This is a genomic window from Maribacter sp. UBA3344, assembly GCF_002362375.1.
In the GTDB taxonomy this organism is placed as follows: Bacteria; Bacteroidota; Bacteroidia; order Flavobacteriales; family Flavobacteriaceae; genus Maribacter; species Maribacter dokdonensis.
Genome location: NZ_DERI01000008.1, coordinates 83,187 through 106,629, shown reverse-complemented (window position 1 = coordinate 106,629; position 23,443 = coordinate 83,187). Strand labels below are relative to the sequence as shown.

At 34.7% G+C, this 23,443-nt stretch carries 22 protein-coding genes and 1 other RNA gene; 10 read left to right on the top strand and 13 right to left on the bottom strand.

The annotated features are described in order from the left end of the window. Window positions 1-8: 8 nt before the first annotated feature. Both B2Z27_RS03570 and B2Z27_RS03565 read right to left on the bottom strand, forming a co-directional pair. Window positions 9-425 (bottom strand): thioesterase family protein, encoded by a 417-nt coding sequence (locus tag B2Z27_RS03570; protein ID WP_339632319.1) that lies wholly within the window; start codon window positions 423-425, stop codon window positions 9-11. Then, the gene (locus B2Z27_RS03565) at window positions 400-1,455 is read right to left on the bottom strand and encodes a glutaminyl-peptide cyclotransferase (RefSeq protein ID WP_286812603.1); all 1,056 of its coding nucleotides are present in this window, start codon (window positions 1,453-1,455) and stop codon (window positions 400-402) included. The genes B2Z27_RS03570 and B2Z27_RS03565 overlap by 26 nt, the downstream gene beginning before the upstream one ends. 134 nt (window positions 1,456-1,589) lie before the next feature. On the opposite strand from B2Z27_RS03565, the gene ffs reads away from it, so the two are divergent. Beyond that, window positions 1,590-1,688, top strand: an RNA gene (ffs, locus tag B2Z27_RS03560) — signal recognition particle sRNA small type. 89 nt (window positions 1,689-1,777) lie between these two features. Beyond that, window positions 1,778-2,587, top strand: coding sequence for an SDR family oxidoreductase (locus B2Z27_RS03555; protein ID WP_286812602.1), 810 nt, complete (start codon window positions 1,778-1,780; stop codon window positions 2,585-2,587). Here the strand turns inward: B2Z27_RS03555 and B2Z27_RS03550 are convergent. After that, a complete protein-coding gene (locus B2Z27_RS03550) occupies window positions 2,584-3,966 on the bottom strand; it encodes a transaldolase (RefSeq protein WP_286812600.1) in 1,383 nt (460 codons plus the stop codon). The two genes, B2Z27_RS03555 and B2Z27_RS03550, sit on opposite strands and share 4 nt — an antisense overlap. A 179-nt stretch (window positions 3,967-4,145) precedes the next feature. Here B2Z27_RS03550 and B2Z27_RS03545 point away from each other — a divergent pair, with 179 nt between their 5' ends. Both B2Z27_RS03545 and B2Z27_RS03540 read left to right on the top strand, forming a co-directional pair. Further along, a complete protein-coding gene (locus tag B2Z27_RS03545) occupies window positions 4,146-5,768 on the top strand; it encodes an ABC-F family ATP-binding cassette domain-containing protein (RefSeq protein ID WP_058102930.1) in 1,623 nt (540 codons plus the stop codon). Window positions 5,769-5,803: 35 nt separating this feature from the next. Then, the gene (locus B2Z27_RS03540; protein WP_286812599.1) at window positions 5,804-6,925 is read left to right on the top strand and encodes a hypothetical protein; all 1,122 of its coding nucleotides are present in this window, start codon (window positions 5,804-5,806) and stop codon (window positions 6,923-6,925) included. A 12-nt stretch (window positions 6,926-6,937) separates the two neighbouring features. Here B2Z27_RS03540 and B2Z27_RS03535 read toward each other — a convergent pair whose 3' ends face one another. Beyond that, window positions 6,938-7,660, bottom strand: a complete 723-nt coding sequence (locus B2Z27_RS03535; RefSeq protein WP_286812598.1) for a hypothetical protein — start codon at window positions 7,658-7,660, stop codon at window positions 6,938-6,940. A 207-nt stretch (window positions 7,661-7,867) separates the two neighbouring features. On the opposite strand from B2Z27_RS03535, the gene B2Z27_RS03530 reads away from it, so the two are divergent. Further along, a complete protein-coding gene (locus B2Z27_RS03530) occupies window positions 7,868-8,440 on the top strand; it encodes a fasciclin domain-containing protein (protein WP_286812597.1) in 573 nt (190 codons plus the stop codon). On the opposite strand, the gene pheT is transcribed toward B2Z27_RS03530, so the two are convergent. Next, on the bottom strand, window positions 8,441-10,870 hold the full coding sequence (pheT, locus tag B2Z27_RS03525) for a phenylalanine--tRNA ligase subunit beta (RefSeq protein ID WP_286812596.1): 2,430 nt from the start codon (window positions 10,868-10,870) through the stop codon (window positions 8,441-8,443). Window positions 10,871-10,997: 127 nt separating this feature from the next. On the opposite strand from pheT, the gene B2Z27_RS03520 reads away from it, so the two are divergent. After that, window positions 10,998-12,221 (top strand): TlpA family protein disulfide reductase, encoded by a 1,224-nt coding sequence (locus B2Z27_RS03520; protein WP_286812595.1) that lies wholly within the window; start codon window positions 10,998-11,000, stop codon window positions 12,219-12,221. A 1-nt stretch (window position 12,222) separates the two neighbouring features. Here the strand turns inward: B2Z27_RS03520 and leuB are convergent, their stop codons facing one another. Continuing rightward, window positions 12,223-13,341, bottom strand: coding sequence for a 3-isopropylmalate dehydrogenase (leuB, locus tag B2Z27_RS03515; protein WP_286812594.1), 1,119 nt, complete (start codon window positions 13,339-13,341; stop codon window positions 12,223-12,225). Between the two features lie 2 nt (window positions 13,342-13,343). Next, window positions 13,344-14,516: a 2-isopropylmalate synthase gene (locus tag B2Z27_RS03510; protein WP_074674129.1), complete on the bottom strand. Its 1,173-nt coding sequence runs from the start codon at window positions 14,514-14,516 to the stop codon at window positions 13,344-13,346. A gap of 145 nt (window positions 14,517-14,661) precedes the next feature. Between B2Z27_RS03510 and B2Z27_RS03505 the strand changes: the two genes are divergently transcribed. Together B2Z27_RS03505 and B2Z27_RS03500 are read left to right on the top strand one after the other, a co-directional pair. Next, window positions 14,662-16,206: a hypothetical protein gene (locus B2Z27_RS03505; protein ID WP_286812593.1), complete on the top strand. Its 1,545-nt coding sequence runs from the start codon at window positions 14,662-14,664 to the stop codon at window positions 16,204-16,206. A 15-nt stretch (window positions 16,207-16,221) separates the two neighbouring features. Beyond that, complete coding sequence (locus B2Z27_RS03500; protein WP_286812592.1) at window positions 16,222-17,082, top strand: DMT family transporter; 861 nt, start codon at window positions 16,222-16,224, stop codon at window positions 17,080-17,082. 5 nt (window positions 17,083-17,087) lie between these two features. Here the strand turns inward: B2Z27_RS03500 and B2Z27_RS03495 are convergent, their stop codons facing one another. From B2Z27_RS03495 to panB, 3 genes are read right to left on the bottom strand one after another with little or no spacing between them, the layout of a single operon-like run. Then, complete coding sequence (locus B2Z27_RS03495) at window positions 17,088-17,621, bottom strand: DUF4252 domain-containing protein (RefSeq protein ID WP_286812591.1); 534 nt, start codon at window positions 17,619-17,621, stop codon at window positions 17,088-17,090. Between the two features lie 31 nt (window positions 17,622-17,652). Next, on the bottom strand, window positions 17,653-18,351 hold the full coding sequence (locus B2Z27_RS03490; RefSeq protein WP_210707211.1) for an RluA family pseudouridine synthase: 699 nt from the start codon (window positions 18,349-18,351) through the stop codon (window positions 17,653-17,655). 18 nt (window positions 18,352-18,369) lie between these two features. Further along, complete coding sequence (gene panB / locus B2Z27_RS03485) at window positions 18,370-19,188, bottom strand: 3-methyl-2-oxobutanoate hydroxymethyltransferase (RefSeq protein ID WP_058102919.1); 819 nt, start codon at window positions 19,186-19,188, stop codon at window positions 18,370-18,372. Between the two features lie 136 nt (window positions 19,189-19,324). Here panB and B2Z27_RS03480 point away from each other — a divergent pair, with 136 nt between their 5' ends. Next, a complete protein-coding gene (locus tag B2Z27_RS03480) occupies window positions 19,325-19,792 on the top strand; it encodes a nuclear transport factor 2 family protein (protein WP_210707210.1) in 468 nt (155 codons plus the stop codon). Between the two features lie 11 nt (window positions 19,793-19,803). Here the strand turns inward: B2Z27_RS03480 and B2Z27_RS03475 are convergent, their stop codons facing one another. After that, window positions 19,804-20,847: a ThuA domain-containing protein gene (locus tag B2Z27_RS03475; protein ID WP_286812590.1), complete on the bottom strand. Its 1,044-nt coding sequence runs from the start codon at window positions 20,845-20,847 to the stop codon at window positions 19,804-19,806. Window positions 20,848-21,008: 161 nt separating this feature from the next. Here B2Z27_RS03475 and B2Z27_RS03470 point away from each other — a divergent pair, with 161 nt between their 5' ends. After that, window positions 21,009-21,539, top strand: coding sequence for a hypothetical protein (locus B2Z27_RS03470; RefSeq protein ID WP_286812589.1), 531 nt, complete (start codon window positions 21,009-21,011; stop codon window positions 21,537-21,539). Window positions 21,540-21,558: 19 nt separating this feature from the next. Here B2Z27_RS03470 and B2Z27_RS03465 read toward each other — a convergent pair whose 3' ends face one another. Continuing rightward, window positions 21,559-22,599: an alpha/beta hydrolase gene (locus tag B2Z27_RS03465; protein WP_286812588.1), complete on the bottom strand. Its 1,041-nt coding sequence runs from the start codon at window positions 22,597-22,599 to the stop codon at window positions 21,559-21,561. Window positions 22,600-22,718: 119 nt separating this feature from the next. After that, window positions 22,719-23,360: a GyrI-like domain-containing protein gene (locus B2Z27_RS03460; protein ID WP_286812587.1), complete on the bottom strand. Its 642-nt coding sequence runs from the start codon at window positions 23,358-23,360 to the stop codon at window positions 22,719-22,721. Window positions 23,361-23,443 lie beyond the last annotated feature (83 nt).

Sequence of the window (23,443 nt, the reverse complement as noted above, 5' to 3'; positions counted from 1 at the left end):
CACCTAAGTTATATGAAAATTTCCTTTATATCGTCTGGAATTCTCATGGGTTTGTAAGATTTGCTTTCTAGAAGACACCACTCTGTGCTTGATTTTACAAGTAGCTTGTTGGTAACAGCGTGTTTCATCTCAACCACTCTAATTGACTTTGCACCTGAACTGGAGTCTATATAGGTAGTTATTTTAATTCGGTCGTTCAAAACCGCCGCACGTTTATATTCAATATGATGACTTAATACTACCCAGATAACTTCATTTTGCATTATGGGGGATGCTTTTGTTTGCCAATGTTCTTTAGATATGTCTTGAATCCATTGAACGTATCTTACGTTATTAACATGGTTTAAATCATCTAAGTCATCTACAGTAACTGTAATTTCTTTATGAAATAAATTCATTCTATTTTTTCTGTATTTGAACTTCAAACATTTTATCCCAAAATTTGCCGGTAACAAAAAATGTCTTTCGTTCTGGATGGTAGGCAATACCGTTGAGAACATAATTTACTTTGTCCCAATTATCTGTTTTGGTTATTTTATCGCTTAAGCCGCTAAAATTAATAACCCCTTCAATTGCACCGGTTTTGCTGTCAATAATCATAACACTGGGTTTTTGGTATACGTTGGCATATATCTTGCCATCTACATATTCCAGTTCATTGGCAGAATTAAAAATAGAGGAATTGGTCACTGTTTCTATATGACCTTCTTCTGTCATAGTGTTGGGGTTTATGAACCAAATTTTTTCCGTACCATCACTTTTAAAAATTTTTGTGCCATCATTGGTTAATCCCCAACCTTCTCGACTTTTTTCATATTGAAAATTATCAAGTTTTTTAAAAGTATTTAGGTCGTAAATAAAGCCTAAACCACTTTGCCAAGTAAGTTGGTAGATTTTGTCATTGAGAATTGTAATGCCTTCACCAAAATACGCGGCGTCTAAATCTATTTGCTTGTATACTTCCCCTGTTTTAAAGTTCAATTTTCTTAAAAAAGATTGACCTTTTTTACCTGTTGATTCGTAAAGAGTGTCGTTGTAAAATTCTAAACCTTGGGTGTAGGCTTTGGTATCGTGGGGAAATTCATTTATGATATTATATGTATATATCTCCGGAGCCTTTTCTGATAGTAATTTGAGATTCTTGTTTATTTCAACAGTTTCACCATCAAAAGTAATTTTAGCAGTTAAAACTTTATGCCCTAGTGTAGGCAGATTGACTTTAATTTTACCATTATTTACAGGTAAAGTAGTGTTGTCAATACTATATTCCACACTTTCTATCTGTTTTTCTTTCTTGTTGTTGATGGAAACACCTATTTCTTGATTTTGATTTATTTGTTTTAAATTATTCTCTAATTTAATTTCAAATAATGAAGAGGCTTTTTGGTTGCCACTGCCGCAAGAAGTGAAAATGCTGGTAATAAGAATAATACAGATTATTTTGAAGATATTCATTAAGTAAATCGGTGTTTTAGAATTAGTGGTAATCCACTAAAAGCATGAGTGATTGTTAATAAAAGGCAATTTAATTCATAAAAATTAGAAACTAAAAGGATTGTCAAAGTTTTAAAAGATTGTATATTTGCACCCGGCAAGTCCTACACGACCAGCTCCTGTAGAATCCCCCAGGGTGGGAACGCAGCAAGGGTATACGGTCGTAGCGGTGCGATGTAGGTAGCTTGCCTTTTTTTGTACCCAAAAGTGAAAGAACTTAAACTTGGGTAATATATTCAAAATCAACTCTATATAAAATTTAGCATCACTTATTTTCTTTAAAATGAAAACAAAAGTAGTACTAATAACAGGTGGGTCTTCAGGAATTGGAAAAGCAATAGGCATACATTTAAAGAGTAAAGGGTACATCGTATACGGTACAACTCGTGATGTAAGTAGATATCCTTCATTTACGGATTTTCCTCTTTTGGAAATGAATGTCAGAAATGTAGAAACCATTAAACAATGTATCAATACACTTTTAGGGAAAGAAAATAAGATTGATGTATTGATCAATAATGCAGGTATAGGTATTACCGGTCCTATGGAAGAAACACCGCATGAAGAAGTACTTAATGCTTTTGCAACAAATTTTAATGGTCCATTGAACGTAATGAACAACATTTTGCCGATCATGCGCAGTCAAAAAAAAGGACTTATTATTAATATTACTTCAATTGCCGGTTATATGGGGCTGCCCTATAGAGGTATTTACTCGGCATCTAAAGGTGCTTTGGAAATTGTTACCGAAAGCTATAGAATGGAAACCAAACAATTTGGGGTTAAGCTTACCACATTGGCTCCGGGAGATTTTGCAACAAATATTGCGTCTGGTAGGTACCATACTCCTGTGTATGATAATTCTCCGTATAAAAGTGCTTACAAGAATACTCTTGAGACTATTGATGCTGATGTTGATAGTGGGGGGGACCCGGCAGATGTAGGTAGAAAAATTGCAAAAATTATTGAAACAAAAAATCCAAAACCTCACTATAAAGTTGGTTCCTTCATTCAAAAATTTTCATTGACACTTAAAAATATATTACCAGGACTTTGGTTTGAGAAATTGTTGGAAAGCCATAGCTCTCATTAATTTTTGTAAATATTTGAAAAACCGTCAACAATTACAGAGTTGTCCGTTATGATAGCTTTATTGATGGGATATAACACCAATTTTTCGGTAAGTTCCTTAAAATCGTTACTATGATATTGTAATGTTGGGTCTACACCAAGTGTGGTTAGTATGTTCTTCCACTGGTCATAGTCGGTTTTAATATTAATACCTATAAGTTCGTGATCAGGCTTGTTTTCTTTCAGTACAGCAATTCTCTTGAAGATATCTAAATACTGTTTTCTATTGGTGCCAGACCAAAAATAGAATAATACCTTTTTGTTTGCGGCAATCTCCGTTAGCGTTTTTGATTCGTTTTCAAAAGTAAGAACAGAAAGATTGGGAATCATTTTGGTGGGTTGAAGATTTGCAATTCCCTGATAAAGATTCTCAATTTCCGCTAAGTGCATATTGTTCTTTGAGACCTTCTTAAATTCTTTGATGAAAATTTCTGTGTTTTCCGGAGCATCTTTTTTCTTTAATAGGTAGTCAAATGCAACATTTCTAAATAAGTTGTCCCTTAATTCCTTCTCAACTACAAGGCTATCTATTAAATGGAGCTTGTGTTTTTTGTAATGTAATTGTTTGCTTACGTTTTCATGAATATCGCCACAGTTATCCATACAGGTCATGTAAGATAAATTTCCTAAATGAGCTTTCATGAAGTCATAATAGGGTCTTAGGTAAGTTAGCGTATGGTCATCGTAATTTATGTCGCTTCTATAGGCATAGAAGTCTTTTGGTAAATCATGAAAATTTTCCTCTGCTGTTTTTCTTTTATGTCTAAAAGGATATATTTCTTTATATCTGTTGTAGGTATAGTCAATGCTTCCCGTTAGTAATTTAATAGCTTGATTGGAAATTAAATTTTCAGCATTCAGTTCATTTAGTTTATTGACTTTTTGTTGCTTTAGGGATTTGATTTTCTCTAAAAATTCCAAGGGTTCCAATTCGTAGTATTCAGAATACATGTCAGAATCTTCTACTTCTGTTGCCAAGAAAAGATCTAAGAGAAAATTATTTGTTTCTTCATTACTGCCAGAAAAAACTAAAGATTCATCAAAATATATTGTATTGAGCCTAACCATAAGGCTATCACCTTTTTCTAAATACACATATTGGTGTTCTGGAGCTATATTAAAATGGTAAAGACCATTTTCAATTGAAGATAATTTAAACTTGAACCTGTTATTTTCATCAAGTTTTGCTGAATCTATTTTAGATACACCTTTAAGTAAAATTACTTGATCACTTGTTGGGTTTACAATTTCACCAGCAAAAAGTACGGTGTCAGAATCTTTTTTTGTGGAGGAACAACCCACTAATAAGGCTACGCAAGTAGAGAGTAAAATTCTTATCATATAGTATATGGGACTGGTGATAGTCAAAAATAATAAACAAGATCACCAGATGTTGTTAATAGCTAGTTAAATGTTATGAAGTGCTAACTTAAGCATCTTTTAGAGAATTAGATCAAAATCTAAGCCGTGTAAGCCTATAAATTCTGTATTTTTGCACGGATTTTTAAAATTTAGTTTCTATGTTATCTGTTTCTAATCTTTCTGTACAATTTGGGAAAAGAGTTTTATTTGATGAAGTAAACGTTGCCTTTACGCAAGGTAATTGTTATGGTATTATTGGTGCTAACGGAGCTGGTAAGTCTACTTTTTTAAAGATATTGGCAGGACAGATCGATCCAACTTCTGGTCATGTGCATTTGGAGCCTGGTAAAAGAATGTCCATATTGGAGCAAAATCACAACTCTGCAGATGAATATACGGTTTTGGAAGCTGTAGTTATGGGTAATAAACCACTGTATGAAATCAAAAAAGAAATAGACGCTCTTTATGCTGATTATGATGATAAGAATGCAGATAGAATAGGGGAGTTACAAGTGAAATTTGAGGAAATGAACGGTTGGAATGCAGATAGTAATGCGGCCGCCCTACTTTCTAACCTTGGTATTAATGCCGATATGCATTATACCCTAATGTCAGAGTTAGATTCTAAACTAAAAGTACGAGTGTTGCTGGCGCAGGCGTTATTTGGTAATCCAGATGTGCTGATTATGGATGAGCCTACCAACGACTTGGATTATGAAACAATTAGTTGGTTAGAGAATTTCTTGGCAGATTATGAGAATACGGTAATAGTAGTGAGTCATGACCGTCACTTTTTAGATACGGTATGTACAGACATAGGAGATATAGATTTTGGTAAACTAAACCTATACTCAGGTAATTATACTTTTTGGTATGAAAGTAGTCAGTTAGCTGCTCGCCAACGTGCACAACAAAATAAGAAGGCTGAAGAAAAAGCAAAAGAATTACAGGAGTTTATTTCTCGATTTAGTGCAAACGTTGCAAAAAGTAAACAAGCAACTTCACGTAAAAAAATGCTTTCCAAGTTAAAGGTTGATGATATTAAACCGTCTAGCCGTAGATATCCGGCAATTATATTTGATAGGGAAAGAGAAGCAGGGGATCAAATTTTGAACGTTGAAGGTCTTTCCGCTTCTACGGAAGAAGGAGAGGTGTTGTTCAATAATATTAATATAAACCTGGCTAAGGGAGATAAAGTTGCTATTATATCTAGGGATTCTAGAGCAACATCTGCATTCTATGAAATTATAAACGGTAATAAAAAGGCTGATAAAGGATCTTACCAGTGGGGTGTTACTACCACTCAGTCTTACTTGCCAGCAGATAATTCTGATTTCTTTACAGATAACATTAACCTAGTAGACTGGTTGCGCCAGTATGCCAAAACCGAGGAGGAAAGAGAAGAAGTTTATATTAGAGGTTTTTTGGGTAAAATGTTGTTTAGTGGAGAAGAGGCACTAAAAAAATGTACCGTACTTTCAGGAGGTGAAAAAGTTCGTTGTATGTTAAGTAGAATGATGTTAATGCGTGCTAATGTATTAATGTTGGATGAGCCAACAAACCACTTGGATCTTGAAAGTATTACAGCTTTTAACAACTCTTTGAAGAACTTTAAAGGAACGGTGCTTTTTACAACACATGATCACGAATTTGCTCAAACTGTGGCAAATAGAATTATAGAATTGACTCCAAAAGGCAACATTGATAGATATTCTACGTTTGATGAATATATGTCTGACAAGGCATTAAAAGACCAGCGTAATAAAATGTACGCTGTTTAAGCATAGAATAATAGATTAACCCAAATCAATGTTTTATGAAAACCTACAATTTTGTGGCCTGCTTTGTGCTGGCCTTAAGTTTCGTTGCCTGCGATAAATCTACCAATGAGCAACAAGAAGAAACATCAACTAATATAGCTGTAGACTATACGGTCTTTTTAAAAACGAACGATAACGTGAATGCCGTTATTGTGCGCGATAATGAGGGTAATTTGGCTACGGAAAGTGAAGTAGTCTCTTTAGGCAATATACCTACAAGTGCTATAAAAATAAAATCTGTAAATGGCTTAGGGTATTTTTATACAGCCAATTGCGAAGCTGCTTTGCAATGGTATAATTCAGAAAATCAGACTTCTGGTTCAGTTCAGCTGTTCAATGATTTAAATGCCTGTGATGTTAGCGTAGCTTCTGTAACTTATAATGAAGATAATGTGTTTGCTGCGTATGAAGTAGATTTGGCGGGTAAGGACAAACATTATGTAGTAAGGGTAAGTTCTTTGGACAATCCTTCAGCTTTCTCAGAGGTTACCATTGATAATAAACCTGTAGATATTGTGGAATCCTCAGGCAAACTTTTTGTTTTAACTTTAAATGAATTTGTGTCCAATGAATATCATTTATCGGTAATAGACTTAAGTACCTTAGATGAAATGGTCAATGTAGATTTAGGTTATGACGCGTTAAGGTTGTTTAAGAATGATTCTGGTGAAATAATAGTGAGTTATCCTGAATTGCATACGATAATTGATCCAATGACCTTAGATAAGGTCTATACTACCTATGGGGAAGATACAGCACCGGGATTTATTTCTACTCAGGATTATCATATTGGTAATGATGGTAAATTTTATTTTCAAAAATACATGCCAAATGCAGCTATTAAAGAAGTGCCAGCTACCTATGATTTTAATAGGAACGGAACTGTAGTTTATTTGTTTGAGAACTTTTTATCGGATTCTGAATTAAATGTAAAATATAATATAGCTGGTACAACGGCTATTGCATATGATGATAAGAACAATTACATGCTAATTGGTTATCAAAAAACGGGAGCGAACAATGAAGGAGGTATACTAAGAATAACACCTTCGCCCGATTTTAAATTGATAGATAATATAGACGTCTCCGGTATACCCCAAACCATATTTATCAATTAAAATTTAACTGGTTTAACTGTTATAATATTTGCTGTTCCATATAGCAGGGCTAAAGTTTTTTCCTAATGCAAAGCCATAAAAAATAACTACAGAGGCTATACATTTAAACATGAAGAAATAAAGAATCCAAAATTGGGCATTTGTGCTTGATTTGGAAAATAGACCGTTTGGGATCATTAAAGTAACTAGGAAACTAATTAGTAATACTAGTATGATAAGGTTCGCCATGTTTTTAAAAGGCCACATTAATAATTTTCTAAAAGGATGAAGGTCATTGCCCCATTGGTGTATTAAATAGTAATAGCCATTTCCAATAGGGGCAAACAATAGTGGATCATCTTTATCCTCTAACTTAAATAGCTTAGAAGGAGCAATAATTTTAAAACCCTTGATTTCCGTATCGTGTTCTTTTTCAAGGGCTTTAATTTTTGAAAGCCCTTCAGCTGGTATAGTGCCTTTAAAATACTTGGTATCAAGAAAACGTAATCGATAATCTATACATATCTGTTTAATTTCTTTGGTGTGATAAATCTTGTCACTTTTCAATAAATCAATATTGAATTTATTGTTCGCAACGCCATTACCAATAATTACATTGTTCTCTATTCTATCTAATTCATTATCAAGATTGGATAATATGGAATACACTTGTTTAAGGTCTATGTCTTCAGCTAAAATTCGTTTCTTTTTAATAGAAGATAGCTTCTGTTCAATATTTGTTTTAGGCAGTAACATATGTTCTTTTTTAAGCAATACACTCAAAGTTAAGTAATTAGTGTTTTCATGTAAATTCTGTTCAACTTAATTAAAAGTTAATAAAATGTTAAAATTTGTTTTTTCGATAATTTGAACTAGGTGCAAATGGGTTCAAATTGTATATTGACGATGAAATTGACCCGTTCGTCGATTTTTAGAACATTTGCCCCTTAAGAACCAACTATTATGAAAAAATGGACATCCCTCGTGTCCCTGTGTGCCCTATTTTTTGGGTTTAGTATGCATGCGCAGGACAATGCAATTGAATTTAAGTTTGATAATTTAATTTCACAATTACCTTCGGAAAAGTCTATTTTGGAACGAACGGAAAGCTTTGAAAACCATTCTAGTTTGTTAAATGCATTAAGAGCGGTTAATTTGGATAAAGTCTTAAATTACAATGGGGAGTTTACTGTCTTTGCGCCCTCTAATCTCGCATTTGAAAAACTTTCAAAATCAACATTGGATAAATTGTTTGATCCGGAAAATAAAAGGACCTTAAAGGCAATGCTTTCTTATCATATCATTGCAGATAAATTATCGGCATCTAGTATACTTAAAGCAATGTGTAGAGGAAATGGCATAGCTAAATTTACGACCATACAAGGCGATGAAATTACGGCTTCAATGCAAGGTATTGATATTGTCTTAACCGATAAATTTGGTAATCATGCTATGATTACTACGGCAGACTCAAATCAATCTAACGGCATCATTCATGAGATTGATACCGTTTTTGTTCCTGAAAAAATGTTGTAGTTACCTTAGGCTGGCTCCTAAATTACGTTCGTAGCTATTTTGTAGCTTTGACATAATTTTTTCTATTTGCTTTTCGGTCAAAGTACTCTTGTCATCTTGCAAGGTAAAGCTTACGGCATAGGATTTTTTCCCTTCCGGTAAATTTTTTCCTTCGTACACATCAAACAAGGTCATATCCTTTAAATATTTTCTTTCTGCACTGAAAGCAAGTTCATGCAGTTCACGATATGTAGCTTTTTGATCAAGTAGAAGGGCAAAATCCCTTTTTACTTCAGGATGTTTAGGGATTTCCTTGTACTTTACGGGCGTGGTATTAATTTGCTTTAAAATAGAGCCCCAGTCAAAGTCCGCAAATAATACATCTTGTTTAATGTCAAAATGTTTTAATATGGACTTTTTAACCAATCCAAATGATACCAACGAGTTCTTCTTATAGGTAAATGTTAGCCCCTCTGAAAAGATAGGGGAAGATGTAGGTTCACTTTTTAAATTGTCTAACCCCAATCTTAATAGTACTGATTGGACAATTGATTTTAATTCGAAAAAATTAGTTGCCATTGCTTTACTTGTCCAGCTATCCGGTGCAGTGTTGCCGGTTAATAAGATGCTAAGGTATTTAGGCTCAATTCTTTTATCGCCTTTTGCATAATATGTTTTTCCGAACTCGAATAATTTAAGACTGGATCGCCTACGGTTTATGTTGTAGCTAGCAGCTTCCAATGCTGAAAATAAAGATGTTCTTCTTAAAATTGATAGGTCACCGCTTAAAGGGTTAATGATTTCAATTGACCTATGTTTATCTTCATCAGATTCAATTAATGTAGTATATTCAGGGTTGGTCAAGCTATTGGTTAAAATTTCATTATAACCTTTAGATGCCAGTGAATTACCAATAGTGCTTTGTATTTTATGGTCTGCAGCAGCGGTAGTGGTTGCAATAGAGGCGTTTAGTTTTTGGCTAAATGCAACGTTGTTGTAACCATATACCCTTAAAATTTCTTCTATAACATCAACTTGTCTTTGTACGTCTACTCTATAAGAAGGTACTTCAAGACCCATGCCGGCTTCAGTAACGTTCTTTACCTTAATGTCCAAAGAAGCCAATATAGATTTAATGGTATCTTGAGGAATTTCTTGTCCAATTAACTTATTGATTTTTTCAAAAGCAAGAAACACTTCAAAATTAGGGTGTTTCTTAGGGTAGAGGTCATAAATGTCAGAGGTAATTTCTCCTCCTGCAATTTCTTTGATTAAAAGTGCGGCACGTTTTAAGCTGTACTCCACATTTTCAATGTCAATACCACGCTCAAACCTAAACGAAGCATCAGTGTTAAGGCCGTGTCTTTTCGCTGATTTTCTAATAGATACGGGGTTAAAATAGGCGCTCTCTAAGAAAATAGATGTTGTTTCTTCAGTTACACCAGAACCCAAACCGCCAAAAACGCCTGCCAAGCACAATGGCTTTTCGGTGTCACAAATCATTAAATCGTCTTCATGTAGTGTTCTTTCAACTCCGTCCAAAGTGGTAAACTTAGTGCCTTTAGCTAAGGTTTGAACAATGATCTTATTGCCTTTTATTTTAGCTGCATCAAAAGCGTGTAAAGGTTGCCCAAGCTCATGTAGTACGTAATTGGTAGCATCTACTACATTGTTTTTAGGAGTTAATCCTATGGATTTTAATCTATTCTGTAACCAAGTAGGAGAGGGCTGTATGATTAGATTGCTAATCGTAATTCCGCAATAACGAGGTGCTAATTCGGTTTTAACTACATCTACATCAATCTTTAATGATCGGTCATTAATATTAAAGTGACTAGTAGAAGGGGTAATCAGTTCTTTGGTAATTTCTTTTTGTTTTAAGCCTGCTTTAAGGTCTCTTGCAACACCAAAATGGCTCATGGCGTCTGCACGATTAGGTGTTAAGCCAATTTCGAATACTTCGTCTTCTTCAATAGCAAAGATATCGGCACAAGGTGTACCAGGTTTTAGGTCCTTTTCTAAAACCATAATTCCATCATGGCTATCACCAAGACCTAGTTCGTCTTCGGCGCATATCATACCAAAACTTTCTTCGCCCCTTATTTTACCTTTTTTAATGGTCCATGCTTCACCCTCCGAAGTATAAAGTGTAGTGCCTATAGTAGCTACAAGTACTTTTTGCCCGGCAGCTACGTTTTTAGCTCCGCAAACAATTTGTACAGGGGCATCTAGACCTATGTCAACCTTGGTCACCTTAAGTTTATCGGCGTTTGTATGCTTTTCACAACTTAAAACGTGTCCTACAACAATACCTTTTAATCCGCCTTTTACAGATTCAAATTTTTCAATTCCTTCGACCTCTAAACCCAAATCCGTTAAAAGTTCACCGGTTTTTTGTGATTCCCAATCTATTTGTATGAACTGTTTAAGCCAGTTATATGATATTTTCATTCAAAACATTTATAGGCCGCAAAGATAAAACAATGCCCTAATACATTCAATAAGCTATGAAGTCTTTATTTTAATTTTTAATTCTGCCTTTTTAATTGTTTATTAGAAGTTCTTTAAATAATAAAATATGAGAATAAGTATTGCAGTACTTTTTATGTTCATGGTATTAGTAGGTTGTAAAGAAGAAAAGGTGGTTAAAAACTTAGCTAAGGGCAATTGGTTAGTTGAGCTAGAATTAATGGATAACCAAGTGTTACCTTTTAACTTAAAAGTTGAAAAGAACATAAATTGTGATTATGAAATGAATATTATAAATGCCGATGAAGTAATACGAATAGATGAAGTGGAAGTTAAGGGAGATTCTATTTTTATGTATACACCGGTTTTTGAAGGATTTTTGGCGGGCACTTTTACAGATAGTATCATTGAGGGACAATTTATTAAGGAAAGTCTAGATAGGATAGTTCCTTTTAAGGCAATTCATGGTGTTAATGAAAGGTTTATGGTTGCAAATAAGAAAGACAAGGAGAACGTTACCGGCATATGGGAAACTTATTTTAGTCCTAATTTGGAAGAAGAATACGTAGGTAAAGGTATTTTTTTACAGGAAGGAAATAAGGTAACCGGAACGTTTAGAACCACTACGGGAGACTATAGGTTTTTAGATGGTGTAATGGATGGCGATTCTCTTAAATTATCTGCATTTGATGGTGCCCATGCTTTTCTGTTTACCGCAAAAGTTACGGACTCTAGTATGAATGGTGTTTTCTATTCTGGAAATCATTTTAAAGAGCCATTTGTGGCTACTAGAAATGATGATTTTGAACTTCCGGATCCAGATTCACTTACATTTTTGAACGAAGGTTATGATAAATTGGCATTTACCTTTCCGGATAGTAATGGCGATAAGGTTTCATTGTCAGATGATAGATTTCATAACAAGGTCGTTATTGTGCAATTAATGGGAACCTGGTGCCCAAATTGTCTAGATGAAACAAAGTTTCTAGTGGAATATATGGCTGAAAATAAAGATATAGAAGTCATAGGGCTAGCTTTTGAGTCGGCAAAAACAGAAGATAAAGCCTTTAAAGGTATTCAACGTCTAAAAGATAGAATAGGGGTGGGTTACCCAATTTTACTTGCGCAATACGGTACTTATGATAAATTAAAAGCGCAAGAAAAACTACCTATGCTTAATCATGTGCTCTCGTATCCCACAACCATTTTTATCGATAAAAAAGGTAATGTTAGGAAAATTCATACCGGTTTCAACGGACCGGCAACAGGGGAGAAGTATATTGAATTTAAAAAGGAGTTCAATGAATTGGTGACCCAATTAAATAATGAGTAGCTTAGATAATGGTAGATTTACCTAAGCCTATGTTTTCATCGTTAATATTAAAACTACCATCTAATTCCATAATATTATCGGCAATAAAGTCACCAACATAATTGGTCCCATATTTAGAGCTTCCTAATATATCTGGTGTTACTATTTTTTTAGAAAAAGATTTTAAGACCGCTGCTACGACTGCATCAGATTCCTCGTTCATCTTAAAATGTTGCAATAGCATTGCGACGCTTAAAATAGAGGCTACTGGATTTGCTATGTTTTTACCGGCTGCATCAGGGTAAGATCCATGAATAGGTTCAAACATGGCATGCTCTACCCCAACTGAAGCAGAAGGCAGTAACCCAATAGATCCGGCAATAACGCTTCCTTGGTCAGATAGAATATCGCCAAACATATTGTCGGTCAATATAACATCGAACTGTGATGGGTTTAAAATCATCTGAACCGCAGCATTATCAATAAACAGGCAATTCAATTCCACATCTGGATAACTTTCAGAAATAGCACGAACTACGCGTCTCCATAAACGGGATGTTTCAAGAACATTGGCCTTGTCTACCAATGTTACCTTCTTCTTTCTAGACCTGGCAGATTTGAAGGCTAGGTGGGCTATCCTACTGATTTCAGACTCAGTGTAAGTACAAGTGTCCGTTGCTGAATTTTTATCTTCATCATTGGATTTGTTACCATAATAGATTCCGCCTGATAATTCCCTAAAAATAATTAGATCGGTATTTTGAACTTGTGTCTTTGAAAGTGGTGATTGCCTAACCAATGACGGGAACACCTTTACGGGTCTAATATTGGCAAACAGCCCTAATTTTTTCCGTAATTTCAAAAGACCTTGTTCTGGCCATACTTTGGCTTTAGGATTGTCATCAAATTCAGGAAGGCCCAAAGCGCCAAAAAGAGTAGCATCTGTACTTTTGCAAAGTTTTAAAGTTTCTTTAGGTAAAGGGCTGCCCGTCTGCTTAATGGCAGACGCACCAATTAGACCGTTCTTAAATGTAAAACTATGCCCAAAAGTTTCTTCAACAGAACGCAGGCACTTTATAGATTGTGCAACAACCTCTGGTCCTATACCATCTCCCTCTAAAACAGCAATGTCTAAATGCATAATTAGCTTATACTTTGTAAATCTATTTTTGAGGTCTCAATTATTTGATGAATGTCATCGTCTTTCACCTCTTTTTTAACGTCGGCATATTTCAAGAACTCTTGGTATACTTGGTCTAGTTGTGTTTTGGTTAACTCGTAACCCACAATTTTTGCTCTATAGGCCAAGGCTGCTCTACCACTTCTGGCGGTCAACACAATTGAAGATTCTGTGACACCTACATCTGCAGGGTCTATAATTTCATAGGTCTCCCTATTTTTAATTACTCCATCTTGGTGAATTCCAGAACTGTGGGCAAAGGCATTGGCTCCAACAATCGCTTTGTTCGGTTGAACCATCATTCCCATTTTATTGGAAACCATTAAGCTAGTGTCGTATAACAATTTGCTGTTTATACTGGTGTCTAAATTTAAATCCGGGTGCTGACGCATAATCATGACCACTTCTTCTAAAGAAGTATTACCGGCTCTTTCTCCAATTCCGTTTATAGTGCATTCTATTTGTCTGGCACCATTGATGACACCTGCAATTGAATTGGCGGTCGCTAAACCTAAATCGTTGTGGCAATGGCAAGAAAGTGTTGCTTTCTCAATTCCTTTTACGTTTTCACGAAGGTATTTCATTTTTGCTCCGTATTCATCGGGCAAACAATAACCAGTGGTATCAGGTATATTCAATACAGTGGCTCCTGCCTTTATTACGGCTTCACATACACGTGCTAAAAACTCATTGTCCGTTCTACCGGCATCTTCAGCATAGAATTCAACATCTTCTACAAAAGTTTTGGCATAACTGACCGCAGCCACTGCACGTTCTATTATAGCGTCCCTATTTGAGTTGAACTTGAATTTTATATGAGAATCAGATGTGCCTATACCTGTATGTATTCTGGGCATTTTGGCATACTTAAGTGCTTCCGCAGCTACTTCAATGTCATTTTTAACCGCTCTTGTTAAGCCACAAACAGTTGCATTTTTTACAAGTTTGGATATAGCTTCCACAGATTGGAAATCTCCTGGACTAGATACGGGAAAACCGGCCTCAATCACATTTACACCCAAAATGTCTAGGCGTTCAGCGATGACCAATTTTTGTTCCCTGTCTAGTTTGCAGCCAGGTACTTGTTCTCCATCTCTTAAAGTAGTGTCAAATATTTGTACGATATCTTTACTCATATAATTTACGTAGTTTTACTCGTCAAACGAATATATAACCTAAAACACAAAACATACTAATTTTGTGAACATGTTTACAACGTTAAGTCAGTTTTTTAGGTATATAAAACATTGAATTACAATTCTTTAAACTATTATTTTTACGATGACAAATGCGCATAAAGATGCTTTGTTCGTTCTGGTTAAATCACTTTCTAAATCTGAGAAGCGTCAATTTAAGCTTTACGTGGGTAGATTAGGAGTGAATACAGATGCCAAATTTTTAGCTCTGTTCAATTTATTGGATAAAATTAAACAATATGATGAGAAAACAATACTAGAAAGTGGGATTGTTAAAAAAGCTCAGCTTTCTAACCTAAAAGCTCATCTATATAAACAGATTTTGGTGAGCCTTAGATTAAATCCGGTTAACCAAAATATAAGGGTTCAAATAAGGGAACAATTGGATTTTGCTACAATTCTATATCAGAAAGGCCTTTATAAACAAAGCCTAAAAATATTGGATAAGGTAAAAGCAATAGCTATTGAAAATGAAGAGAAGAATATTGCTTATGAGATAGTTGAGTTGGAAAAAATCATTGAAACGCAATATATAACCCGTAGTATTCCTGATCGTGCAGATGAACTTGCAATACAGGCAAAAGAATTGTCTGGGCATAATGTTATGACCAGTAAACTATCTAACCTTTCATTACAACTTTATGGGATGATGTTAAAGGTTGGCTACGTTAGAAGTAATGAAGATTTTCAAAAGGTAAAAACCTATTTTAATGACCATTTACCGCTATACAACATAGAAGACTTAGGTTTTAGGGAAAAATTATGGTTGTACAAGGCCCATTTATGGTACAGTTTTTTAACGCAAGACTTTTTATCTTGTTTTAAATATGCGAGCAAATGGGTAGATCTTTTTTATGATCATAAAGATATGATCTATTTAAACCCGGTATTCTTTTTAAAAGGCAATCATTATTTACTGGAATCTCTTTTTTACGTACAATATAGTTCTCAATTCAAAGAAGTGCTTGAGCGTTTAGAAACTACCATCAAGGAAAAGAACTTTCCAGATAACGACAATATCAATTCATTAGCGTTTATGTATTTAAATGCCAACAAATTGAATTTACATTTTTTGGAAGGCAATTTTGAAAAAGGGTTGTATTTGGTAAAAATAATTGAATACGGAATTAACAAGCACAGAGATAGAATAGATGTTCATCATGTAATGGTACTGTATTATAAAATAGCATGTCTGTATTTTGGAATTGGTGACAATAAAACGTGTATTCAATACTTGAAAAAAATCATTGATAACAAGAATTTAAAAATGCGCGAAGATTTAATGTGCTTTGCTAGGGTTTTAAGTTTAGTTGCTCATTATGAGGCAGGTATGGACTATCATTTGGAAATTCAATTAAAGAGTACATATAAGTTTCTTTTAAAAATGAACGATATGCATGCCGTACAAAAGGAGATGATAAAGTTCTTAAGAAGTCTTGGTGGTATTTATCCAAACCAATTGAAGGCAGAGTTTCAGAAATTGTATACGGAGCTTAAAAAATATGAACATCATCCATATGAGAAAAGAGCATTTTTATATTTAGATATCCTGTCTTGGTTAGAAAGTCACTTACAGAATAAGTCAGTTTCAGAAATTATACGTAAAAAAGCCTTGGCAAGAACACGGTAGGAAAGTGATGAGTAAATGAAAAATAACCATTTTCAGCATTTATTGGAAATCAATTTGGCTATGCTATTTATTTCCACTTCGGGGGCATTGGGTAGATATGTACAGTTGCCGGTGCCAGTGGCAATAGGTGCGCGGGCTATTTTGGCATTTATTGCATTGTTTTTGTATTGTAAATGGAAGGGGTTTGGTTTAAAAATAGATAAAAAAGATACAGGGGTTATCTTATTAAGTGGGTTATTAATGGGCACTCATTGGATCGCCTATTTCTATGCTTTAAAATTATCCAACGTAGCCATTGGCATGCTGTCTATCTTCACATATCCTGTAATTACGGCTTTGCTAGAACCAGTTCTCTTAAAAACCAAATTTCAGCTGGTACATATTTTACTGGCTGTTCTGGTGTTAACCGGAATGTATTTTCTTAGTCCAACTTTAAATTTTGCAGATTCATATACAATAGCTATAGGCTTTGGTGTGTTTTCTGCTTTGGCCTATGCGTTAAGAAACATTCTTTTAAAAAAGAAAGTTTCAAAGTATAATGGGTCAATGTTAATGACCTACCAAACCGCAATAGTTGGGGTGCTATTATTTCCATTTTTATTTACGGTCACTTCAGAGGCCATTGTGGCTCAGTGGCACGTGCTTGTGGCCTTAGCTATATTGACTACAGCTATTGGGCATACCTTATTTTTAATGACATTTAAACATTTTAATATTACTACGGTAAGTATTTTGAGTAGTATTCAACCTGTTTACGGGATTATAATAGGGGCAATTTTTCTTTCTGAAATACCAAGGGGCACAACTATTATTGGCGGTATACTAATATTAAGTTCTGTGGTTATAGAAAGTATACGTTCAAAAAAAGCTGCCTAAGTAACTTATTTGTTCTGGGAGTTGATGCCAGGTGTACTTGCTCCAAATTGATTAATGATATTATCCCCGAATTTAGTGAATTGCTCGTTTTTTGCCATTTCCCTAACCTTTGCAGGATCAAAATCTCCATTGAAATATAAAAAGGACCCGGTTTGGTTGTTGTTATTGTAAATCAGGATTTCCTTGACTAAATTTTTTCTTTCACGAACAGATACTACATTTCGTTTAAGTTCATCGTTCTTACGAAATATCTCTATGAATGAATTTCCGGTAATACCATTCATCTGCTGATTTAAAAATTGAGTGCGACTAGTAGTTGTACTAGGGAATTGCATATATCTTAAATCTTTGGTGTTACCTACCATAGCTTTCATTTCTGGTGAAATTTCACTGATCATGGTAAGCATAAATTGTGGTACTCTAATCGCTGTAACCTGATCATCGTTTTTGTGTGCGTTGTAGAATGAATCAATTGAATTATAGCTGCTGCAAGACGCAATTAGTAAGAAAACGCTTAAAATCGAAAATTTCTTTATCATGGTCATAGTGTTTTCCCTAAAAATAGTGAAATTAAAGACATGCATTCCAAATAGGGTCATTTGGCGGTGGGGCAATGATCTCTAAAGGTTCTTTTTTTACAGGATGTGTTAAACGTAATTTTCTGGCGTGTAAATGTATACTGCCATCATCATTACTTCTATTGAAACCATATTTTAAATCGCCCTTAATTGGCGAGCCAATAGCGCTTAATTGTGATCTAATTTGGTGGTGTCTACCTGTTTCCAAATCAATCTGCAAAAGAAAGTAATGGTTAAGCTTTTTTATGGTTTTGTAGGTAAGCATCGCTTTTTTACTATCGGGAACCTCTTTAATGTTTGCGTAAGATTTATTTTGCTTTGTATTTCTTTTCATCCAGTGAACCAGTCTTTTTTCCGGTTCTTTAGGGTTATTTTTAACAATTGCCCAATATGTTTTCTTTGCATCTTTTTCAGCAAACATCTTATTCAATCTTGGTAGGGCTTTTGATGTCTTAGCGAACACCACAATACCAGATGTAGGTCTATCTAAACGATGAACTACACCTAAATATACATTACCAGGTTTATTGTATTTAATTTTTAAATATGTCTTAACGGTATCGCTAAGAGGTTGGTCTCCGGTTTTGTCGCCCTGTACAATATCACCAGGTCGCTTATTAATGATGATAAGGTGATTGTCTTCAAAAAGTACTTGAAGATTGTCTACGGTAGAATGTGTTTTTTTTGACAAAGAATATGATGATAATAATTAGTATTGCTCGTCATCATTAGGGAAATCTTGGCTTTTTACATCGCTGACGTAATTGGAGATGGCATTTCCCATTTCTTCATAAAGATTCATATATCTACGTAAAAAACGTGGGTTGAATTCATGTGTCATGCCTAAAAGATCATGAACAACCAATACTTGACCATCTGCATATTTGCCACCACCGATACCTATGGTAGGTATGGTCAAATTTTCAGAGACTTGCTTTGTGAGCATTGCAGGTATTTTTTCAAGAACTATACCAAAGCAACCCAGTTTTTGAAGCAGTTTGGCATCTTCCATTAATTTCTCTGCTTCTTCCTCTTCTTTGGCACGTACGGTATATGTTCCAAACTTATAGATGGATTGTGGAGTAAGGCCCAAATGGCCCATTACCGGAATACCGGCTGCAAGTATTCTTTTAACGGATTCCTTAATTTCTGCACCACCCTCTAGCTTTACAGCATGGGCACCACTTTCTTTCATAATTCTAATTGCCGATCGCAAAGCTTCCTTAGGGTCGCTTTGGTAGCTTCCAAAAGGTAAATCTACAACCACCAATGCACGGTCAATAGCCCTAATAACAGAAGATGCATGATAAATCATTTGATCTAAAGTGATAGGTAAAGTAGTTTCATGACCCGCCATGACATTACTAGCAGAATCACCAACCAAAATAACATCGACTTTGGCAGCATCTACAATTTTGGCCATTGAATAGTCATATGCTGTAAGCATGGAGATTTTTTCTCCGTTCTTCTTCATATCCACTAAAGATTTGACCGTAACTCTTTTGTATTCTTTTTTAGCTGTTGACATAACTTGATTTTGGTTTTGCGCCATAAAAGTAAGGAGTTTTAATGAGACTAAGCACTCCCTAATTAGAATCCATTTGAAAAGTCTTCATTCATATTTTACCTATTTTTACCGTAAATAACTTTTCAAAAGAATCCCAATGAAATATTTCTCTTTGCTATTGATGCTTTTTATGATAAATGCAGTAAATGCGCAAATAGACGAAGAGGTAAAGGTTAAGTATGCCGTTGAGACTTTTTTTTATGCTTTTAATGGCAAAAATGAATTTGCCATGAAAGGCGTTGTTGACCCCGATGTTAAAATGCAAACTGTAAATTTAAATGTGCTGGGTAAAATGAGTATTCGGGATAATAACTTTAATGACATAATTAATTTTATGATTACCACGCCTGATTCCATTACCTTTCACGAAAAAGTACTAGACTACAAAATTCAAATAGATGGCGGCATGGCCCATGTTTGGGTACCGTACGAATTTTGGTACAAAGGTGAATTCAGTCATTGTGGTGTTAATTCATTTCAATTGTTTAAAGAGAAAGATGCCTGGAAAATAATCTACCTAATAGATTCCAGAAGAAGAGAAGACTGTAATCCGGTTTCAGAGTAAATGAACATATGCTATTTCCAAGGTCGAGAATTTGAAGCATCGGCTGAAGGGAAATCTTTAGGGATTTCCTGTGTTACTTTTCCCGTTGCCGCCCATTCAGATCCTCGTTGAAGGGTAGTTATAAAGCCGGTACATTCCATAGAATAATCAAAGTGTCCTAGTGTGGAGTGAAAAACACGACCCTTACCATAATTAATGGCCATTAATTGTGGTACGTGTTGTCCTAAGCCGGTAACATTGGGGTCCCATGGTGGAGCATTCTTTTCAACATCGGCATATGCCGTGGCTAGTATAGTCGCATTTTCAAATGGTCCTCTCATACGTTCGTACATTTCATCTGGCGTGTGCAACCATTTTTCAGGTAAACCTTTCATGATAGGATGTTCCGCTGCCCTTGTAGTAATTTGAAATTCGTATTCTGGTCCATGAGAACCGCAAACACCAACTACGGTATCTTTTATAATTTCTCCTTGTTCATTATAGTATACGTAAGGTCCTGATTTTTCATCACGGCCACCCCATGCACCTAATCCGATCATTTTATTGTATTCTTCCCATTCTCCCCATGCATTATCTGCAGCATGTATAACCACAAGTCCTCCGCCATTTTTCATATAACTTTCAAAAGCTTCCCTAGTTTTAACGGGCCATAAAGGAGAATCGGCACCAAGGTTGGAAATGATAACGTCATAATTATCAAAATTGAATGAAAAGTCCGATGTTTTAATAGGGCTGTGAGAAGTTTGATATGTTTTATCTTTCAAAGGGTAGGTCTCAATAAAAGATTCATAAGCTTCGGGGCGTGTTTTATTATATTTTATTCCTAACCATATAGAGTCCATTCTTTCAATATCTACTGTAAATAAATTGGTCTGTTCTAAATAGTCCTTTATCATCATCGTTGTTTTTGGCCACACGTAATGGTTGTTCTGTCCGTCAATAACAAGGGCTTTTATTTTTTTAGGTGACTGTATATGTTCGGCTATTTCTTTCTTTTTTTCTCCGCAAGAAATAAATAGAAAACTAAAAAAGGCAATTGCCATTATATTTTTCATGTTGATGGATTAAGGTTGTGTACAAATATTGTCACTAAATGTACATGAAGTAGACTAGATAACAAAAATCAATATTGATTTCATTGGTTGTAAAAAGTAAGTTCTTATTTGCTGATCATCAAAACTGATCTTAAATTAGCGATGCATAAAAGTTGAAAACAATGAAAATATTAGGAATAGGCTCTAGAATATCACATACGGAATTTGGTAATGGTGTAATTACAAATGTATCCAGTAATATGTATTGGGTGACATTTATGGATAGTGGTTTAGAAACTATTGATATAGATTCTGACTACGAGGTAATCGAGGCAATTGAAAATGAAGTGGATACGGTTAGTTTTTTTGACGTGGAAAGTTCATTGGTCTCCATTTTACAAAAATGGAGCGACGCTACCCAGCGTGTTGCCATAGCCGATAAATGGAAAGGTGGAAATTTAATATTAGAACCAGGTGAGGCTGGTTTAAGTAATAAAGAGATACCTATAAATACTTTTTTTCATAAAATAGTGATGGTTCGTGATCGTATACGGGTTATGGAGCAAAAAATAAATTCCAGTAAAAATTTAGATGATCAAGAGAAGATAGATCTTCAACAATACATTACCCGTATCTATGGCAGTTTAACAACCTTTAATGTGTTGTTTAAAGCTAAAAGCGGTCATTTTGTGGGTGATAAGGGGAGCAAATAAGCTGCTCAATGAAAATATGTTATTTCTGTATATAAAGTGATTTTAAGATTTCATATTGTTTTTTAACAATAGCTTCGTTTAAACCATGGGCTGCATTGGAGACTAAAACATATTCTTTTTTTGGAGCCCTGATTTTTTCAAAATAAGATTGATTTAATTTTTTTGAACAAAGAATATCACCTTCACCTTGTATTAAGATGATAGGTAGGTGAAAAGATTGTGCCGTTTTGTTAAAATTAATGTCCTGAACCATTGATTTTATACCAAGATCCACATCGCCTACAAGGTTTAAAAATGAATAATCATCTCCGTTGTAGCGGTCTTTACTGTCTTGGTTGTTTTCATATGCAGGGTCTATTTTGAACCATGAAGTTGGAGCAGGGGCAGCGTTTTCTTTTTCATACTGTTTGGTTATAAGTAATAGTTGACCATAGGTTTTGGCTTTTGAATAAGGAGGTGGTCCTAAATCTTTAAGTTTTAAAATTATGGATTCATCTTTTTTTGCTTGTGCTATTTGGTGCACTTCTGAATAGGCATTTTTAATGTTTTCTGAAAAGTGGACAAATTGTGCATGGCCAATATATGCATGAAATAAATTTGGATTCTTTTGAGCCATTAAGGTACCAAGAATTGATCCCCAAGAGGTACCTATTAGTATGATTTTGTTTTTGTTAAAGCGTTCAAGTAAGTATGTTGAGACCGCAATACCATCATCGGTCATTTCTGCAATGGAAAGCGGGTTATTCTGATAAAATGTTTCATTGACTTCTTCAGGAGCATTTTTTCCAAATGTTTTGCCGGCTCCGCGTTGGTCCCAATGTACAAGGGTGAACTCTTTTTCCCAATTGGTAAATGGCTCGTCTTTGTAATGGCTCATTGTGCTACCCGGTCCACCGTGTACAAATAAAATAATTGGATTGGTGATATCGTTGCCGTTAATTGTTATCCATTGTTCAATACCACCAATGGTTATAAATTGTTCTTCTGATATTTTGGTTTGACCAGCAACCAAATTAAATAATAAAAGTATAACACTAATTTGTAATGGTTTTATAGGCATTTTAAGGATGGATTGATGATGAATACTTTAAGATACAAAGATGTGAGCAATTTTTTAATTATGTTGTGTGCATTTTTAAGTTTAATAAAAATTCGATATTTACTATTTTCTGTTAAGATTTAAGGTTCGGTTGTAAACCGTAATACTGTTTTTAACTTACTTTCAGGCGTTTTCCTGAAATCGGACAAGTAGATTTCCTTGTGGACTTTAGACTTTCTCTTAAGCCCTTTATTCTTGGCAAATGTTTCCATTATTTTAAATGTTTCGTCTTCCTTGTCAAAACTGCCCATGTGCAACATTTGAATACAATCACCTTCATCAATTGTCTTGAATTTTACCTTGTCAAGCACTTTTTGAGGCTTTTTATTCTTTACAAGTTCAAGCATTTCATTAAAGAAATCACTTGTAATGAAAGCGGGTTGCCGTATCATTAACTCAAAAACCAATTCATCTTTATTGATTTCTCCAGTGAAATTTAATTTTGCTTTTTCAGAGATGTCCCAAAAACCTTCTAAAGGATAAACTGTCCAATCCATATAATTGTTTGGTAATAGTTCCATTTGTTTTAGGTTCATTTTAATTGTGTAAGCCGTACTGTATAAAGCTTGTATGTGTTCTTGAAAAAGTTTGCTGTTAGGGTTACCAGAACCCTTAATCGTGATATATTGAAATTGCGGAATGGTAAGAAGTACAGGTTCCTTTTTAGGAAGGTAAATATTCTTTTCTTTTTTTCGCCATTCGTGTTTAAGGGAGTGCGCCATATAAACAAAGTAAATAAATATGTACAAAGGTTGCGTTTAAAAATATCTAAATGAATTATAAAAGTAACCGCAGTGTTTATGCA

Coding starts and splice junctions, on each gene's coding strand:
- B2Z27_RS03565 (WP_286812603.1), bottom strand. CDS start 1,455: ATGAATATCTTCAAAATAATCTGTATTATTCTTATTACCAGCATTTTC.
- B2Z27_RS03555 (WP_286812602.1), top strand. CDS start 1,778: ATGAAAACAAAAGTAGTACTAATAACAGGTGGGTCTTCAGGAATTGGA.
- B2Z27_RS03550 (WP_286812600.1), bottom strand. CDS start 3,966: ATGATAAGAATTTTACTCTCTACTTGCGTAGCCTTATTAGTGGGTTGT.
- B2Z27_RS03545 (WP_058102930.1), top strand. CDS start 4,146: ATGTTATCTGTTTCTAATCTTTCTGTACAATTTGGGAAAAGAGTTTTA.
- B2Z27_RS03540 (WP_286812599.1), top strand. CDS start 5,804: ATGAAAACCTACAATTTTGTGGCCTGCTTTGTGCTGGCCTTAAGTTTC.
- B2Z27_RS03535 (WP_286812598.1), bottom strand. CDS start 7,660: ATGTTACTGCCTAAAACAAATATTGAACAGAAGCTATCTTCTATTAAA.
- B2Z27_RS03530 (WP_286812597.1), top strand. CDS start 7,868: ATGAAAAAATGGACATCCCTCGTGTCCCTGTGTGCCCTATTTTTTGGG.
- pheT (WP_286812596.1), bottom strand. CDS start 10,870: ATGAAAATATCATATAACTGGCTTAAACAGTTCATACAAATAGATTGG.
- B2Z27_RS03520 (WP_286812595.1), top strand. CDS start 10,998: ATGAGAATAAGTATTGCAGTACTTTTTATGTTCATGGTATTAGTAGGT.
- leuB (WP_286812594.1), bottom strand. CDS start 13,341: ATGCATTTAGACATTGCTGTTTTAGAGGGAGATGGTATAGGACCAGAG.
- B2Z27_RS03510 (WP_074674129.1), bottom strand. CDS start 14,516: ATGAGTAAAGATATCGTACAAATATTTGACACTACTTTAAGAGATGGA.
- B2Z27_RS03505 (WP_286812593.1), top strand. CDS start 14,662: ATGACAAATGCGCATAAAGATGCTTTGTTCGTTCTGGTTAAATCACTT.
- B2Z27_RS03500 (WP_286812592.1), top strand. CDS start 16,222: ATGAAAAATAACCATTTTCAGCATTTATTGGAAATCAATTTGGCTATG.
- B2Z27_RS03495 (WP_286812591.1), bottom strand. CDS start 17,621: ATGATAAAGAAATTTTCGATTTTAAGCGTTTTCTTACTAATTGCGTCT.
- panB (WP_058102919.1), bottom strand. CDS start 19,188: ATGTCAACAGCTAAAAAAGAATACAAAAGAGTTACGGTCAAATCTTTA.
- B2Z27_RS03480 (WP_210707210.1), top strand. CDS start 19,325: ATGAAATATTTCTCTTTGCTATTGATGCTTTTTATGATAAATGCAGTA.
- B2Z27_RS03475 (WP_286812590.1), bottom strand. CDS start 20,847: ATGAAAAATATAATGGCAATTGCCTTTTTTAGTTTTCTATTTATTTCT.
- B2Z27_RS03470 (WP_286812589.1), top strand. CDS start 21,009: ATGAAAATATTAGGAATAGGCTCTAGAATATCACATACGGAATTTGGT.
- B2Z27_RS03465 (WP_286812588.1), bottom strand. CDS start 22,599: ATGCCTATAAAACCATTACAAATTAGTGTTATACTTTTATTATTTAAT.
- B2Z27_RS03460 (WP_286812587.1), bottom strand. CDS start 23,360: ATGGCGCACTCCCTTAAACACGAATGGCGAAAAAAAGAAAAGAATATT.